At 64.1% G+C, this 14,520-nt stretch carries 12 protein-coding genes and 1 tRNA gene; 10 read left to right on the top strand and 3 right to left on the bottom strand.

Annotation, left to right across the window (positions count from 1 at the left end):
- The first annotated feature begins 162 nt into the window (after nucleotides 1–162).
- From rpsA to CAP13_RS02975, 9 genes are all read left to right on the top strand, one after another.
- Nucleotides 163–1,329 (top strand): 30S ribosomal protein S1, encoded by a 1,167-nt coding sequence (gene rpsA / locus CAP13_RS02935; RefSeq protein WP_085830150.1) that lies wholly within the window; start codon nucleotides 163–165, stop codon nucleotides 1,327–1,329.
- 124 nt (nucleotides 1,330–1,453) lie between these two features.
- On the top strand, nucleotides 1,454–2,113 hold the full coding sequence (locus tag CAP13_RS02940; protein WP_085830151.1) for an HAD family hydrolase: 660 nt from the start codon (nucleotides 1,454–1,456) through the stop codon (nucleotides 2,111–2,113).
- A gap of 42 nt (nucleotides 2,114–2,155) precedes the next feature.
- Complete coding sequence (locus tag CAP13_RS02945) at nucleotides 2,156–3,589, top strand: Sapep family Mn(2+)-dependent dipeptidase (protein ID WP_085830152.1); 1,434 nt, start codon at nucleotides 2,156–2,158, stop codon at nucleotides 3,587–3,589.
- Between the two features lie 224 nt (nucleotides 3,590–3,813).
- Nucleotides 3,814–4,755, top strand: coding sequence for a phosphate ABC transporter substrate-binding protein (locus tag CAP13_RS02950; RefSeq protein WP_085830153.1), 942 nt, complete (start codon nucleotides 3,814–3,816; stop codon nucleotides 4,753–4,755).
- 1 nt (nucleotide 4,756) lies between these two features.
- Nucleotides 4,757–5,665 (top strand): phosphate ABC transporter permease subunit PstC, encoded by a 909-nt coding sequence (gene pstC, locus CAP13_RS02955; RefSeq protein ID WP_085830154.1) that lies wholly within the window; start codon nucleotides 4,757–4,759, stop codon nucleotides 5,663–5,665.
- The gene (pstA, locus tag CAP13_RS02960; RefSeq protein ID WP_245798874.1) at nucleotides 5,658–6,665 is read left to right on the top strand and encodes a phosphate ABC transporter permease PstA; all 1,008 of its coding nucleotides are present in this window, start codon (nucleotides 5,658–5,660) and stop codon (nucleotides 6,663–6,665) included. The genes pstC and pstA overlap by 8 nt, the downstream gene beginning before the upstream one ends.
- Nucleotides 6,662–7,468: a phosphate ABC transporter ATP-binding protein PstB gene (gene pstB, locus CAP13_RS02965; protein WP_085830155.1), complete on the top strand. Its 807-nt coding sequence runs from the start codon at nucleotides 6,662–6,664 to the stop codon at nucleotides 7,466–7,468. Before pstA ends, pstB begins: the two co-directional genes overlap by 4 nt.
- A gap of 227 nt (nucleotides 7,469–7,695) precedes the next feature.
- Nucleotides 7,696–8,028 carry an MGMT family protein gene (locus tag CAP13_RS02970; RefSeq protein ID WP_179184908.1) on the top strand — a complete coding sequence of 111 codons (333 nt, stop codon included), beginning with the start codon at nucleotides 7,696–7,698 and terminating at the stop codon, nucleotides 8,026–8,028.
- Between the two features lie 304 nt (nucleotides 8,029–8,332).
- Entirely contained in the window at nucleotides 8,333–10,150 is a 1,818-nt protein-coding gene (locus tag CAP13_RS02975; RefSeq protein WP_085830156.1) for an ABC-F family ATP-binding cassette domain-containing protein, read from the top strand.
- Between the two features lie 332 nt (nucleotides 10,151–10,482).
- Here the strand turns inward: CAP13_RS02975 and trpS are convergent, their stop codons facing one another.
- A complete protein-coding gene (trpS, locus tag CAP13_RS02980) occupies nucleotides 10,483–11,532 on the bottom strand; it encodes a tryptophan--tRNA ligase (RefSeq protein ID WP_085830157.1) in 1,050 nt (349 codons plus the stop codon).
- 63 nt (nucleotides 11,533–11,595) lie between these two features.
- Nucleotides 11,596–12,816, bottom strand: a complete 1,221-nt coding sequence (locus CAP13_RS02985) for an MraY family glycosyltransferase (protein ID WP_085830158.1) — start codon at nucleotides 12,814–12,816, stop codon at nucleotides 11,596–11,598.
- Nucleotides 12,817–13,056: 240 nt separating this feature from the next.
- On the opposite strand from CAP13_RS02985, the gene CAP13_RS02990 reads away from it, so the two are divergent.
- Nucleotides 13,057–13,129: transfer RNA gene (locus CAP13_RS02990), tRNA-Ala, on the top strand.
- 408 nt (nucleotides 13,130–13,537) lie between these two features.
- On the opposite strand, the gene CAP13_RS02995 is transcribed toward CAP13_RS02990, so the two are convergent.
- Nucleotides 13,538–14,086, bottom strand: a complete 549-nt coding sequence (locus CAP13_RS02995) for a radical SAM protein (RefSeq protein ID WP_245798875.1) — start codon at nucleotides 14,084–14,086, stop codon at nucleotides 13,538–13,540.
- Nucleotides 14,087–14,520: the final 434 nt, after the last annotated feature.

A 14,520-nucleotide genomic window follows, 5' to 3' on the forward strand; every position in this document is an offset into this window, starting at 1 on the left:
AAAACACTTGACCGCCCACGTAAAATATGAAAGTTTTCCCTTGAATTCGGGGGCGTTTCAACGTAATCTAACAAGACGTGACTGTGGACGCAGTCGCTACCGTATCTGTCGGCCCCCGAGAGTATCGCAATCGGGGCCCCGTAGTTCGAAAGGGGTCCACCTTTGAGTGAGATTCAGAACTCGTCCATCTTCTCCCTTGATGACGTCAACGAAGAGGAGATGAACAACCTGATCGACGGCACCATCACGGATTTCGATGAGGGTGATCTGGTCAATGGAACCGTCGTCAAGATCGAGCGCGATGAGGTCCTCGTCGACATCGGGTTCAAGTCCGAGGGTGTCATCCCCGTTCGCGAGCTCTCCATCCGCAAGGATGCCGATCCGTCCGACCTGGTGAGCCTGGGCGATCCCATCGAGGCCCTGGTCCTTCAGAAGGAGGACAAGGACGGCCGCCTCGTGCTTTCCAAGAAGCGTGCTGAGTACGAGCGCGCCTGGAACCGCATCGAGGAGAAGTTCAACGCCGGCGAGAACGTCGAGGGCGAGGTCATCGAGGTCGTCAAGGGCGGTCTCATCCTCGACATCGGCCTGCGCGGCTTCCTGCCCGCCTCCCTGGTCGATCTTCGCCGCGTGAAGGATCTCACCTCCTACCTCGGCACCTCCATCGAGGCCCGCGTTATCGAGATGGATCGCAACCGCAACAACGTCGTGCTCTCCCGTCGCGTGGTGCTCGAGGAGTCCCGCAAGGCCGAGCGCTCCGAGATCCTCTCCAAGCTCAAGAGCGGCATGCGCCTCAAGGGCACCGTCTCCTCCATCGTTGACTTCGGCGCCTTCGTGGATCTGGGCGGCATCGACGGCCTCATCCACATCTCCGAGCTCTCCTGGAACCACGTCAACCACCCCTCCGAGGTCGTCAAGGTCGGCCAGGAGGTCGAGGTCGAGGTGCTCGACGTCGATCTCAACCGCGAGCGCATCTCGCTGGGCCTCAAGCAGACCACCGAGGATCCGTGGCGCGCGCTGGTGAAGAAGTATCCGGTCGGCGCCATCGTCGAGGGCACGGTCACCAAGCTCGTTCCGTTCGGTGCGTTCGTTGATCTGGGCGAGGGCATCGAGGGCCTGGTCCACATCTCCGAGATGGCCTCCAAGCACGTTGACCAGCCCAGCCAGGTCACCCACGTCGGTGAGAAGGTCCAGGTCAAGGTCATGGAGATCGACCTCGATCGCCGCCGCATCTCTCTGTCCATGAAGTCCGCTGCTGAGACCCTGGGCATCGAGATCGACGTCACGCCGCTTCCCTCTGAGGAGCAGGAGGGCGAGGAGGCCGCCGAGTAGGCTGCTCCCGCTCTTTCGGTATGACGCATCAGGCCCCGTCCCCTTCGGGAGGCGGGGCTTTTTCATTTCACATCGCCCCCGTGACTATCTCCTATTCTTCACATCCTTGAAACGAAGGAGCCGCATGATCGAGAAGCTCAGGGACCGTCCCGTCGTCATCTTCGATTTCGACGGTACCGTGGTCGATACGCAGTCCGCCATTCTCTCAACCGCCGCTCGGACCCTGGTGGAGCACGGGTATCCAGAGCCCGCGGCCGCCGACTTGCTTCCCATGGTGGGGCCGCCGCTTGAGGAGGGCTTCATGCTCGTGGCGGGCGTGGAGTACGAGGAAGCCTGCGAGCTCATGGCCGCGTATCGGGCTATCTTTGAAGCCACGGTGAAGCCGGCGGACTGCCCGCCTCTGCCCGGGATGCGCGAGCTGCTTGATGGTCTCAAGGCTTCGGGCCGTCGCCTCGCCGTCGCGACCTCCCGGATGGAGGAGACAGCCAAGGTGATGGCCCGTGCGCAGGGGCTCGACCAGTTCTCCGCGATCCGCGGCCGCGTGCCCGGTCTGCGGAGCACCAAGGCCGAGTCCATCGCCGCCGCCCTCGAGGCCCTTGGTGCGCATGCAGAGGATGCCCTGATGGTGGGGGACCGCCGCCATGACGTCGAGGGTGCCGCCGAGCTTGGCATGCCCTGCATCGGCATCTACGGCGGCGCGGCAGCCCCGGGGGAGCATGAGCGGGCAGGGGCCGCTGCCATCGCACATGGAACCGCCGAGCTCGCAGCCCTGCTCGGGGTATAAGCTTGGCACACAACGTCGTCCGGACAGCGTGAAGGAGAACCTATGAAGAACCAAGATCTGAACGCCGATGTCGAGGCGTATATCGACGAGGTCTGGGATGACGTCCTCGCGGACATCGCCGAGCTCGTGAGCCATCCCTCGGTTGCGGACGCCGACGCTGCCGCGCCCGGGGCCCCATTTGGACCCGCCGCCCGCGCTGCCCTCGACCCGGGGCTCGGCATCGCCGCGCGTTTGGGGTACCGCACCTCTGATGATGAGGGCTTCATGGGGATCGCCGACATCCCCGGCGACAGCGACCGACAGATCGCCACGATCGCCCATGTCGACGTCGTGCCCGCCGGCCCCGGTTGGGATGCCGACCCCTTCACCATGCGGCGTCGGGAGGGCTGGCTCCTTGGGCGTGGTGTCATCGACGACAAGGGTCCCGCGGTCCTTTCCCTCTACGCCGGGGCGTATATGCTGCGGCGCGGGATCACGCCGCGCCACACCTTCCGCGCCCTGCTGGGGAGCGATGAGGAGGTCGGCATGACAGATGTCCACCACTACCTCGAGGGGCATCCGCAGCCTGCGTTCCTGTTCACCCCGGATGCCGAGTTCCCCGTCTGCAACGCTGAGAAGGGCCTGTTCGGTGCAACCTTCGTCAGCGACGCGATCAAGGACGGGCGGATCCTCTCTTGGAGCGGCGCCGCGGCGACGAACGCCATCCCCGGGGAGTCGGTGGTGGAACTCGTCGTCGACGCCGCCGAGCTCCCAGCGCCCATCGCCCACGCCGACCGCCTCGTCATAGAGTCGGCGGGGGAGGGCCGCTCCCGCGTCACCGCGCGCGGCATCGGCGGCCACGCCTCGCTTCCCGAGGGGACGCTGAACGCGATCGGGCTCGTCGTCGGCTATCTACGGGAGGTTGAGACGGGGAGGCCGGGGTTCCTGGCCGCCGGCGAGCGCGCCTTCCTCGAGCTCCTGTCCGTGCTGCATGCGGACACCGACGGTGCCGCCGCCGGCATCGCGACCGCAAGCGATGCGTTCGGGCCCCTCACACTCAACGCCGGGACGATCGCTGTGCGCGACGACGGTCGCATCGAGCAGACGATCGATATCCGCTTCCCCGACAGCACGACGGCAGATCTCCTTGCCGCAGCGCTGTCCGAGCGGGCTGCGGCGCACGGCGTTGCCTTTGAGGTGACGCGCACGAAGGTCCCGTTCTCGGTTTCCGCACAGAGCCCCGCCGTACGCGTCCTCCTCGACACGTATCACGAGGTCACAGGGGAGGCTGCTGAGCCGTTCAGCATCGGCGGCGGCACGTACGCGCGAAACTTCAAGCAGGCCGTCTCATTTGGCCCCGAGGAGCGCGAGCTCGCACTGCCGAGCTTCGGCGGTCCCATGCATGGGCCGAACGAGTGCGCCTCCGAGGCCCTGCTGCGGCAGGCGCTGAAGATCTACATCCTGGCGATCCTCCGCCTCGACGCACTCGATCTCTAGGAGCGTCTCAAGCGCTCGCTTCGGCGTTTGGGGGATGCTGACAAGATCTCCAATATCTCCGAACAGGACGATGGAAATGTAAGCTGACTATAAAGTTGTCGTTTGATAACGGTAATCAATGGTCAATCCTCGGTAATAGGTGGCCGGCTGGTCTCGCCTCTCGTCGGCCACCCCCTATGCTCTCAAGAAGAAGCGCATAGTGCGCTGTCCTCGAAAGGAGCATCATGTCTCAGTCTGTTTTCTCTCGTCGTCAGTTCCTCGGTCTGGCTGGTGGCCTTGCCGCCGTCGCCGGTCTCGGGCTTGCGGGTTGCGGCAACAGCGCCTCGACCAGCACCACCACTTCCGACGAGGGCTCCTCTGCCGCTTCGACCGTCTCCGGTGAGGTGACCTACGACGGCGCCTCCTCCTTCGTCGGTCTCGTTGAGGCTGCCGCCGAGCAGTTCATGGAGAAGAACCCCGACGTCTCCATCACCGGCTCCGGCAACGGTTCGGGCAAGGGTCTGACCGCCGTCTCCGAGGGCACCGTCACCATCGGCAACTCCGACGTCTTCGCTGAGACCAAGCTTGACGCCGACAAGGCCGCCAACCTCGTCGACCACGAGGTCGCCGTCGTCGGCATGGGCCCGGTCGTCTCCAAGAACGTCACCGTTGACGACCTCACCCTCGAGCAGCTCAAGGGCATCTTCTCCGGTACGATCACCAACTGGAGCGAGGTCGGCGGCGACGACGCCACCATCGTGGTCCTGAACCGCAAGGCCGGCTCCGGCACCCGCGCCACCTTCGAGGCCGCCGTCTTCGGCACCGAGGCCAACGAGTTCAAGGGCGACGCCGAGCTCGACAAGTCCGGTGACGTCCAGACTCAGATGGGCAGCACCGACAACGCAATCTCCTACCTGGACTTCTCGCACTTCGACGACACGAAGTTCACCGCCATCAAGGTCGGCGGCGTGGCCCCCGAGAGCAAGAACGTCCTCGACGACTCCTTCAAGATCTGGGCCACCGAGCACATGTACTGCGCGAAGGACGCCGACGAGGCCACCACGGCCTTCCTCGAGTACATGCTCTCCGACGAGGTCCAGGGCTCGCTCGTTGAGAAGCAGGGCTTCATCCCGGTGTCCGAGATGAAGGTCACCAAGGACGCTTCCGGTAAGGTCACGGAGAAATAATATGGCGCAGACGATGCCAAAGCGTCGTCTTGAGAAGATCGGTCTGAGCGTCACAGGCGCGTGTGTTGCGCTTGTGACGCTCGTGGTCGTTGCCTTGATCCTCATGGTGGCAGGCAAAGGACTCTCGGCGTTCTTCAAAGATGGCGTCAATCCACTCGAGTTTTTCGCGGGCACCAAATGGGATCTGCAGAACACGAATGAGAACGGCATGCCCTATGTGGGCGCCCTGCCGCTGATCGTGACCTCGTCCGCCGTCATGGTGCTCTCGACGCTCCTCGCCCTGCCGATCGCCGTCGGCTCGGCAATCTTTGCGGTCGAGATCAAACCCGAGTTCGGCCGACGCGTCTTCCAGCCGATGGTCGAGCTCCTCGTGGGCATCCCGTCGGTCGTCTTCGGTTTGATCGGCTTCCATGTGGTCGTCGGTTTCATGAAGACGGTTCTCGGATCTCCCACGGGCTTGGGCATCCTGCCCGGCTCCATCGTCCTCGCCGTGATGATTCTGCCAACCATCACCACCTTCTCCATCGATGCCCTGCGCGCGGTTCCCGCAAGCTACCGCCAGGGCTCGCTCGCGCTCGGGTGCACGCGGTGGCAGACGATCTGGCACGTGGTGCTCCATGCCGCCAAGTCCTCGCTCATCACCGCAACCATCCTCGGTATGACCCGCGCTTTCGGCGAGACCCTCGCCGTGCGCATGGTCATCGGCGGTATCGAGGTCATGCCCACGGGCCTGCTCGACTCGGCCTCCACGATCACTACCACGCTGACGACGAGCATGGCGGTGTACGCCGACGGCTCGCCCCAGTCCGACATCCTGTGGTCGCTTGGCCTGCTGCTCATGGGCATGTCCCTCGTCTTCATCCTGATCATTCACTTCGTAGGCAGAAAGGGGGCGACGGAACGTGGCTGAGACCACTGAGACCCCGGCGGTGGGCGGACCTGACATCGACCCGTCGATCACCTCCGCGAGCCCATCCGTCGTCGACCCCCGCGCCGACGCGGCCGAGCGCGAGCGGCTCCGCCGTCGCGCCGTCAACCAGGATAAGTTCGCGACCGGCGTGCTCACAGCCATCATCGGCCTCGTGCTGCTGATCGTCGTCGCCATGGTCGCCTACATCCTCATCGAGGGTGCCTACACCCTCGTGCAGCCGGGCTTCCTCACCGAGCGCTCCCGCGCCAACGGCACGGCCGGCGGTGTAGCCTACCAGCTCTTCGACTCCTTCTACCTGCTGTTCCTGACGCTGATCATCTCGGTGCCCATCTCCCTCGGCGGAGCCATCTTCATGGTCGAGTACGCGCCGAACGGTCCGGTGAAGCGCATCGCCTCAACCGCCGTCGAAACCCTCTCGAGCCTGCCCTCCATCGTGGTCGGCATGTTCGGCTTCCTGGTGTTCAGCGTCGGCTTCGGGTGGAAGTACTCGATCATCTCGGGTGCGGTGGCGCTCACGATGTTCAACATCCCCATCCTGGTCCGCGCGATCCAGCAGGCCCTTGAAGACGTCCCCCAGGCTCAGCGTGACGCGTGCCTGGCCATGGGGCTCACGCGCTGGGAGGCCACGGTCCACGTGCTCGTCCCCTCGGCTATGTCGGCCATCGTGACGGGCGTCGTGCTCTCCGCCGGCCGCGTGTTCGGTGAGGCCGCTGCCCTGCTTTTCACCTCCGGTATGTCGAGCCCGGTGAGTCTCAACTTCCTGAGCTTCGGCTTCACGAGCCCGTCCTCCGCGTGGAACATCTTCCGCCCCGGTGAGTCCCTCGCTGTGCACATCTACAAGATCTACGGCGAAGGGTCGCCTGAGGCCCAGCAGATCGTGTGGGGCACCGCTGCCCTGCTCATGATCTGCGTCCTGATCTTCAACGTGGTGGCGCGCCTCGCCGGCCGCGCCCTCTCCAGAAAGGTGACAGGCGTATGATCGAGACCTTGGAACAGTCCGTTGCCTCCCCGGCACTTGAGGAGCTTAAGGCACCGGTCCTCTACACGAAGGACGTGAACGTCTGGTATGGCGATCATCACGCGCTCCAGGACACGTCGCTTGATTTCCACAAGGGCGAGATCACGGCGCTGATTGGTCCGTCCGGCTGCGGTAAGTCCACGTATCTGCGCTGCTTGAACCTCATGAACCGTGAGATCCAGGGCTGCCAGATCACCGGGGAGATCTTTTACCGCGAGCATGACATCAACACGCCCGAGGAGGACCTCTACGAGCTCCGGAAGTCCATCGGCATGGTCTTCCAGCAGCCCAACCCCTTCCCGAAGACGATCTACGAGAACATCGCCTTCGCCCCGCGCTGCCATGGCCAGCGCAACAAGGCCACCCTCGACGAGCTGGTTGAGGAGAGCCTGCGCGGCGCGGCGCTCTGGGATGAGGTCAAGGACAAGCTGAACAAGAGCGCTCAGGCGCTCTCGGGCGGCCAGCAGCAGCGTCTCTGCATCGCCCGCGCGCTCGCCCTCAAGCCCGATGTCATCCTGCTCGACGAGCCGTGCTCGGCGCTCGACCCCATCTCGACGCTGGCGATCGAGGAGCTGATGCACAGCATCGCCGCCGGTCGCGCCATCATCATCGTGACCCACAACATGGAGCAGGCGACCCGCGTCTCAAACCGCACCGCCTTCTTCTACATGGGCGAGATGGTCGAGACGGGGGAGACCGAGCAGATCTTCAACGCCCCGAAGAGCCAGCGCCTGAACGACTACCTGAGCGGCCGGTTCTCCTAAGGAGTGGGCAGGCGGGCAAACTGCCTGCATGTTCCGCATGGGTCCGCAGGTTCGTCTGTGTTGACGAGAGCCTGTCTTGCGCAGAGGAGCAAGCCCCTCATCGAATCCAAGCATATTGGACTCGATGAGGGGCTTTGTCATGGCGTGCCAGCGCTGCTATACAATTTAGGTGAACATGGTACCGGCGTGCTTCTGTAAGCGGCCGGGCGAGGATCTCGGAGGCGCGCATGGATAAGATCGAGCGCGAGGGCTTTTTCAACCGCGTGTACGAGGCGGTGGGACAGATCCCCTCCGGCATGGTGGCGACCTACGGTCAGGTGGCGCGCCTTGTGGGTGCACCGCACCGTGCCCGGTACGTGGGTTTCGCCCTTCATTCAAATCCGCTACCCGGTGAGATACCGTGCCATCGCGTGGTGTTCGCCGACGGACGCCTCGCCCCCGGTTTCGCATTCGGCGGGGAGGCGGCCCAGCGCGAGCTGCTCGAGTCGGAGGGCGTGCACTTTCTCGCCGACGGCCGCGTTGATCTCGACATCAGCCGGTGGCCCGCTGGTTTGGAATAGCCTCTCGAGATGGGCGCACTTCCCTGCGTTTGAAGGGATTGACGCCGCGGCCCCTTTCGGGGGGCGCCGTGCACACGTGATACCCGGCTGTACGGTTTGAGCATGGCAAAGGCGTCCGCCCTCACTTGCCATGGGCTGCTAAATCAGGCAGGGACCTGATACGATGCCGTGTGCCTCAGGGACTGGATTTCCCGTTTCGCCCACCGCGTCGCATCGCCCTCTGCTTGGGAGCCCGCCACCCCGTCCTCTGCGACCGCGTGCCCAACCTGCTAGGATGAGACGGCGGCAATGAAAGGGTGACTCCATGGCAATCTTACTCGGAAGCGACCGGGTTCATTTGGAATTTCCGACCAAGCTCGTCCTCGATGACGTGACGCTCGGCGTGGCGGAGGGGGACCGCATCGGCATCGTCGGTGTAAACGGTGACGGCAAATCCACCCTGCTCTCCGTGCTCGCCGGAGTCCTTCAGCCGGACGATGGGCGCGTCACTCACCGACGCGACCTGCATGTGGGCGTGCTCGGCCAGCGCGATGCGTTGGAGGACGACTCCACGGTGCAGCACGCTGTCGTCGGCGATCTGCCTGGATATGAGTGGGCGGCCAATCCCACAATCCGCGAGATCTTAGACGGCCTCATCGCCGATGTCCCCTGGGAGGCCCGGGTTGGGGAGCTCTCGGGCGGCCAGCGCCGCCGCGTTGACCTCGCCCGCCTGCTGATCGGCACGTGGGACGTCCTCATGCTCGACGAGCCCACGAACCATCTGGATATGCGGGCGATCAACTGGCTCGCCCGGCACCTGAAGACCCGCTGGCAGTCAGGGTCCGGGGCCCTGCTGGTGGTCACGCACGACCGTTGGTTCCTCGATGAGGTCTGCACTTCCATGTGGGAGGTGCACGACGGCCGGGTCGATCCGTTCGAGGGCGGGTACTCGGCCTACATCCTGCAGCGCGTCGAACGCGACCGGCAGGCGCGGGTCACTGAGGAGCGCCGCCGCAACATGGCGCGCAAGGAGCTCGCGTGGCTCTCCCGCGGCGCCCAGGCTCGCTCCACCAAGCCGAAATTCCGCGTCGACGCCGCCCGGGACCTGATCGCCGACGTCCCCCCGCTTCGCGACGAGCTCGAGCTCAAGCGCCTGGCTGTGGCCCGCTTGGGCAAGAAGGTCATCGACTTGCTGGATGTGACCGCCGGATACGGGGCCTCGGACGGAGCTGAGAGCGCTCCTGTGCTCACCGACGTGACCTGGCTCATCGGGCCGGGGGACCGCTTCGGCCTGCTGGGCGCCAACGGAACGGGCAAGACGACGCTGCTCCAGGTTATTCAGGGCAAGCTGGAGCCTCGCGCAGGACGGGTGAAGATCGGTTCGACCGTTCATTTCGGCATCTTGTCCCAGCAGCTCGACGAGCTGGCCCCGCACGAGGGGGAGACGATTCGCGAGGTGCTCGGCGGTTTCAAGCGCGTGTACGTGGTCGACGGCAAGGAGACGAGCCCGGAGAAGCTCTGCGAGCGCCTCGGCTTCACAACACAGCAGCTCATGAGCCGTATCGGCGACCTCTCTGGCGGTCAGAAGCGTCGCCTCTCGCTGCTGTTGACCATCCTCGCCGAACCCAACGTCCTCATCCTCGACGAGCCCGGCAACGACCTGGATACGGACATGCTCGCGGTCGTCGAGGATCTGCTGGACGGATGGCCGGGCACGCTCATCCTGGTCACGCACGACCGCTTCCTCATGGAGCGCGTGACCGACCATCAGTACGCCCTGATCGACGGGCACCTCCGGCACATGCCGGGCGGTGTGGATGAGTACCTGCACATGGTGGGGGACGGGGTCGGAGCTGCTCGGGCTTCGGCTGCACACAGTCGTGCTGATGCCGAGACGAGTCCAGCGACGTCGGGGCTCACAAACGCCGATCGTCAGCGCCTGAAACGTGAGGCGGCCTCCTTGGAGCGCAAGATGCAGACGCGACGCGAGGCTGTGGAGTCGCTCCGTGAGGGGATGGTGCAGATCGACCCCACCGACTACCAGGCTCTCGAGGAGCAGCAGGCCAAGATCGACGAGGCGCTTGGCGTCATCGATGAGCTCGAGACTGCCTGGCTTGAGGTGAGCGAGCAGCTGGAGGGATAGGGGAGCACACTCTGTTGTGATCATAAGTAAGCTAATGGTAACTTATGGATAGCTTGTGAAGTGGCACCATGACATGGACAGGGCATGACAAGTTACCTATAGTGAACTCAACAACGGACGAGGAAACGGCGACATTTTATCCTCTTCGTTGAGTTTGTATCGCATCCCTCCCCTCTGTGCGATCAACGGTGTACAAGGAGCGGGCCCGGTCAGTTCGATCGGGCCCGCTCCTTGCGTATGGGGAGTGCACGGCAAGCAAGGATAAGGACCGGCAGGTGCCCATGGCATCTGCCGGTCCTGAAGTCAGCGCGCAGGGTGTTTTACAGAGCGGCCTAGTACACCATGCCCATGGCCTCGCGGATCTCGCCGAGCGTCGCCTCCGCGATCTCATTCGCACGGCGGTTGCCCTCGTGGAGCACGTCCTTCACGAAATCCATGTTCTGCTCGATCTCTCGACGGCGTGCGCGGATGGGCTCGAGGTACGTGTTGACGGCCTCGGTGACCAGGGCCTTGAGCTGACCGGATCCCCCCATGCCGATCTCGTCGGCGATCTCGGCCTCGCTGCGTCCGGTGCAGATCGCCGCCGTCGAGAGGAGCCCGGAGACACCGGGGCGGTTCTCGGGGTCGAAGGTGATCAGGCGCTCGCCGTCCGTTTGGCTCTTCTTGATGCGCTTCGCGGTCTCCTCCGGCGTCGTCGAGAGGCTGATGGCGTTGCCGTAGCTCTTGGACATCTTGCGGCCATCCAGGCCCGGCAGCAGCGGGGTGTCGGAGAGCAGGGCGTCCACCTCGGGGAAGACGGTCCCGTAGCGGTTGTTGAATCGGCGTGCGATGAGACGGGTGAGCTCGATGTGGGGGAGTTGGTCACGGCCGACGGGGACCACGTTGCCCTTGCAGAAGAGGATGTCGCAGGCCTGATGGACCGGGTAGGTGAGCAGGAGCCCGGTGAGCTCGTGGCCGCTCGCCTCCATCTCCGCCTTGACCGTCGGGTTGCGCTGCAGCTCGGCCTCGGAGACCAGGCTCAGGAAGGGGAGCATGAGCTGGTTGGCGGCAGGGACCGCGGAGTGAGCGTAGATCATGGTCCGATCGGGGTCGATACCGCAGGCGAGGTAGTCGATCACCAGGTTGTAGACGTTTTCCTGGATGTGCTCGGTGGTGTCGCGATCGGTGATCACCTGGTAGTCGGCAATGAGCACACTCGTCTTCACGCCGAGGTTCTGGAGCTCGACCCGGCCCTTGAGGGTGCCGAAGTAATGCCCCAGATGCAGGCGGCCCGTGGGGCGGTCGCCCGTGAGCATGGTGTAGCTTCCGGGATGTTTGGCCAGGTCGGCGCGGATTTCGTCGCTGCGCCTCTGGGCGACCTCGTAGCTGTTCTCGTTCGGCATGGTGGTGCTCCTTTGATAGGTCTGTGCGATGCGTCTTGTTTCTACGAGCGGAGGTTGGGTGCGCTACGGCGTACCCTTGCCATGGCGGTGCGTCCCGCGCTCCTCCCGACGCCGTCGGCGCTCCTCCACGATCCGCTCCTGCTCTTCTGCGAACGCGGGGCTGTCGGGGCTGATGATCTCGTCCTCGTCCTCCTGAGCGTTGTAATGGTGCAGGAGGACAGGCTCAAACAGGTGGAGGCGCAGGGCGAAGGCGATCGAGGACGCCAGGAGGATCAGGAAGATCACCACGCGGAACTCGACCCTCACCTGGTTGATGGTTGCGGCTCCGATGGAGAGAAGGATAGTCCACGCGTAGATGAACAGGACCGCCTGCCGCTGGTCGAATCCCTCTTGGATGAGGCGGTGGTGGATGTGGCCCTTGTCCGCCTGGCCGATGCTCACGTGGGCGCGCTTGCGGCGGATGATGGCGGAGAGGGTGTCGAGAATGGGGACGCCGGCGACGATGAGCGGCATGATCATCGAGGTCAGGGCCGCCACGCGCGAGACGTTCATCAGCGAGATCGTGCCCAGGGCGAATCCGAGGAGGAGCGACCCGGAGTCACCCAGGAAGATGCTCGCGGGGTGGAAGTTGTAGCGCAGGAAGGCGAGGCAGGCGCCGATCAGGGCGATGGAGAGCGAGGCGGCATCCCCCCGGCCGGCGAGGATCGCGAATGAGAACATGGAGCCGGCTGCGATGGCGGCGAGGCCCGAGGCGAGCCCGTCGAGCCCGTCGATGAGGTTGATGATGTTCGTGTACGCCACCAGGTAGATGATCGTGACCGGGTACGAGAGCCAGCCGAGGTCGAGCTCGCCCGCGCCGAAGGGGTTCACGACCGCGTGGATGAGCAGGCCGCTCGCTGCGGCGATGATGGCGGAGGCAATCTGGCCTGCGAGTTTGAGGCGCGGTGAGAGCTGGATGACGTCATCTAGGGCACCGGTGACGACGATCATGAGGAACGAGACCGCGAGCATAGGATAGTTGATTGCCATGCTCGGATGCGGCACGAGCGCCGAGGGCCAGCCCCAGTTCAAGGTGCCGACGATCTGCAGGATGCAGGCGACGGAGAGCCCGGCGAAGACCGCGAGGCCGCCGAGGCGCGGGATGGGCTTTGTGTTGATGCGCCGTTTGGACGGGTAATCCACGGCGTCGAGCTTCACGGCGAGGCGATGCGCCAATGGCGTGCAGGCGAACGTGGTGAGGAAGGCCGCGGCGGCCAGACATATGTAGGGGATCGCGAAATCCACGCGAGGTACCGCCGAACATTCGAGGTTGATTACGGTCACCCATTCTACAGGACTTAACAAAGGCCTGTTATATCTAATCGGCCTGCATGAAAGGGACAGCTGAGAGGGAGCAGACGGTGCGGAAACCTTGACGCCCGCACCTCGATCCCCTTGCGATTCCCCCGGCGTCTTCACCGTGCTCATGAGATGAAATGGCTTGTTGACAGGTGGCGGTGGGCCGCTACAATAGATAGCCGTCTTGGGGACGTAGCTCAGCTGGGAGAGCGCTGCCGTCGCATGGCAGAGGCCGAGGGTTCGATTCCCTTCGTCTCCACCCAAAGATGCAGATGCGGGTCGACCACGGTCGGCCCGTTTTTTTATGGGCGCCTCGGGCGGGCCGCCAGCGCCCGGGCGCACCGCGGAAGTCGAGGTCGCATCTGGCTTGAAGCGTGAAACGTTCGTGTGCCTTCGATGAGCTGAGCCGCCACTTCTCGCCACTTGGCTGCGCATATCAGCGATCTTGGTCAAAACATGCAACTTCTTGGGCAGATCCGCTGGTTGCGGACAGCTCAACAGAAATCTACAGTCGAAATGCACATCGAAATCGCATTCTCGTATCGTTATCTTTTCAACGCGGGGAGCTATCACACAGTGCCAGGCACCCCGTAGGGAGGAACTTGCCCAAGAAGATGCGATTTTTGACCACAAGCCAGAAAAACGATGCGCCCTGCGGCAATCGAGACTATGGACGAGCGTCCCGGATGGCCGCTGATCGAAGCACGCCGGTCGTATCGAAGGCCGGCGTGAAGCTCTCGTCCACGGCCCCGCCCTCCTGCCAGAACATCTGCGTGAACCCCAGATCGTCTGCGTGATCGAGGACCTGCTCGTATTCCTCGTCGGTGACCGCGCGTGCGAGGTCACCTCCGGCGCCGCGCATCAACGCGTTCGGCGTGTACTGGTTCATCACGGAGATGGGAACGTCCCCGACAGTCTCCCAGATGAGGTCGAGCACGCGCAGGGAGTCGTCCACATGGCCAGGCAAAACGAGATGGCGCACGATGATGCCCTGTTGCATGAGCCCATCTAAGCCGTATCGCACACCGCCCCGCCGGGAGATCTCCCCATGCATCTGGCGGAGCGCACCCAGGGCGACGGCGGGGTAGTTGCTGACCCTGCTGAGTGCCGCCCCGAGCGCGGCGTTGGCGTACTTGAAGTCCGTGAGCCAGATATCGATGAGGTCGCCGAGTTCGTGTACGGCTTCGGGCAGCTCGTATCCGCTGGTGTTGTACACGATGGGGATGGTAAGGCCCCTCGTCCGCGCCTCTTGGATTGCGGCGGGGAGNCATGAACTGGTAATTTATGAGCTTTTTGGTGGATTTGAACGCGCTTCGACTAACACCGTCGATTGCGTGAGCCGCGGTGTCCGCCCATCTAACGTACAGCTGAATATCTGTGTCCTCACGAGCGGACAGCCTTGTGAATGGAATCCGTTGGGGAACGATGAGCGCACGTGAGGACAAGGAAGAAATTCCGGAGGCCGCGGCGCCCGGCTTGAGCGGCGGGGTCGTCATATGGCCCCTGCATCTCGTCATCTCCTCGCCGCCGCGCCCGCCTGTAACCGCGCGGTAAGCCAAGCTGAATCAAGTCGACAGCTCCGGCGCCCCGTGCGACAATACAGCCGTGCCCATAGGCGTGCCATTGGCACCCATCACCCACGGAAGGAAT

The organism is Collinsella vaginalis (assembly GCF_900176655.1).
In the GTDB taxonomy this organism is placed as follows: domain Bacteria; phylum Actinomycetota; class Coriobacteriia; order Coriobacteriales; family Coriobacteriaceae; genus Collinsella; species Collinsella vaginalis.

Excerpts from the sequence above, each read along its gene's own strand:
- CAP13_RS02945 (WP_085830152.1), top strand. The coding sequence starts at position 2,156 with ATGAAGAACCAAGATCTGAACGCCGATGTCGAGGCGTATATCGACGAG.
- CAP13_RS02970 (WP_179184908.1), top strand. The coding sequence starts at position 7,696 with ATGGATAAGATCGAGCGCGAGGGCTTTTTCAACCGCGTGTACGAGGCG.
- CAP13_RS02975 (WP_085830156.1), top strand. The coding sequence starts at position 8,333 with ATGGCAATCTTACTCGGAAGCGACCGGGTTCATTTGGAATTTCCGACC.
- CAP13_RS02950 (WP_085830153.1), top strand. The coding sequence starts at position 3,814 with ATGTCTCAGTCTGTTTTCTCTCGTCGTCAGTTCCTCGGTCTGGCTGGT.
- CAP13_RS02940 (WP_085830151.1), top strand. The coding sequence starts at position 1,454 with ATGATCGAGAAGCTCAGGGACCGTCCCGTCGTCATCTTCGATTTCGAC.
- pstC (WP_085830154.1), top strand. The coding sequence starts at position 4,757 with ATGGCGCAGACGATGCCAAAGCGTCGTCTTGAGAAGATCGGTCTGAGC.
- pstB (WP_085830155.1), top strand. The coding sequence starts at position 6,662 with ATGATCGAGACCTTGGAACAGTCCGTTGCCTCCCCGGCACTTGAGGAG.
- trpS (WP_085830157.1), bottom strand. The coding sequence starts at position 11,532 with ATGCCGAACGAGAACAGCTACGAGGTCGCCCAGAGGCGCAGCGACGAA.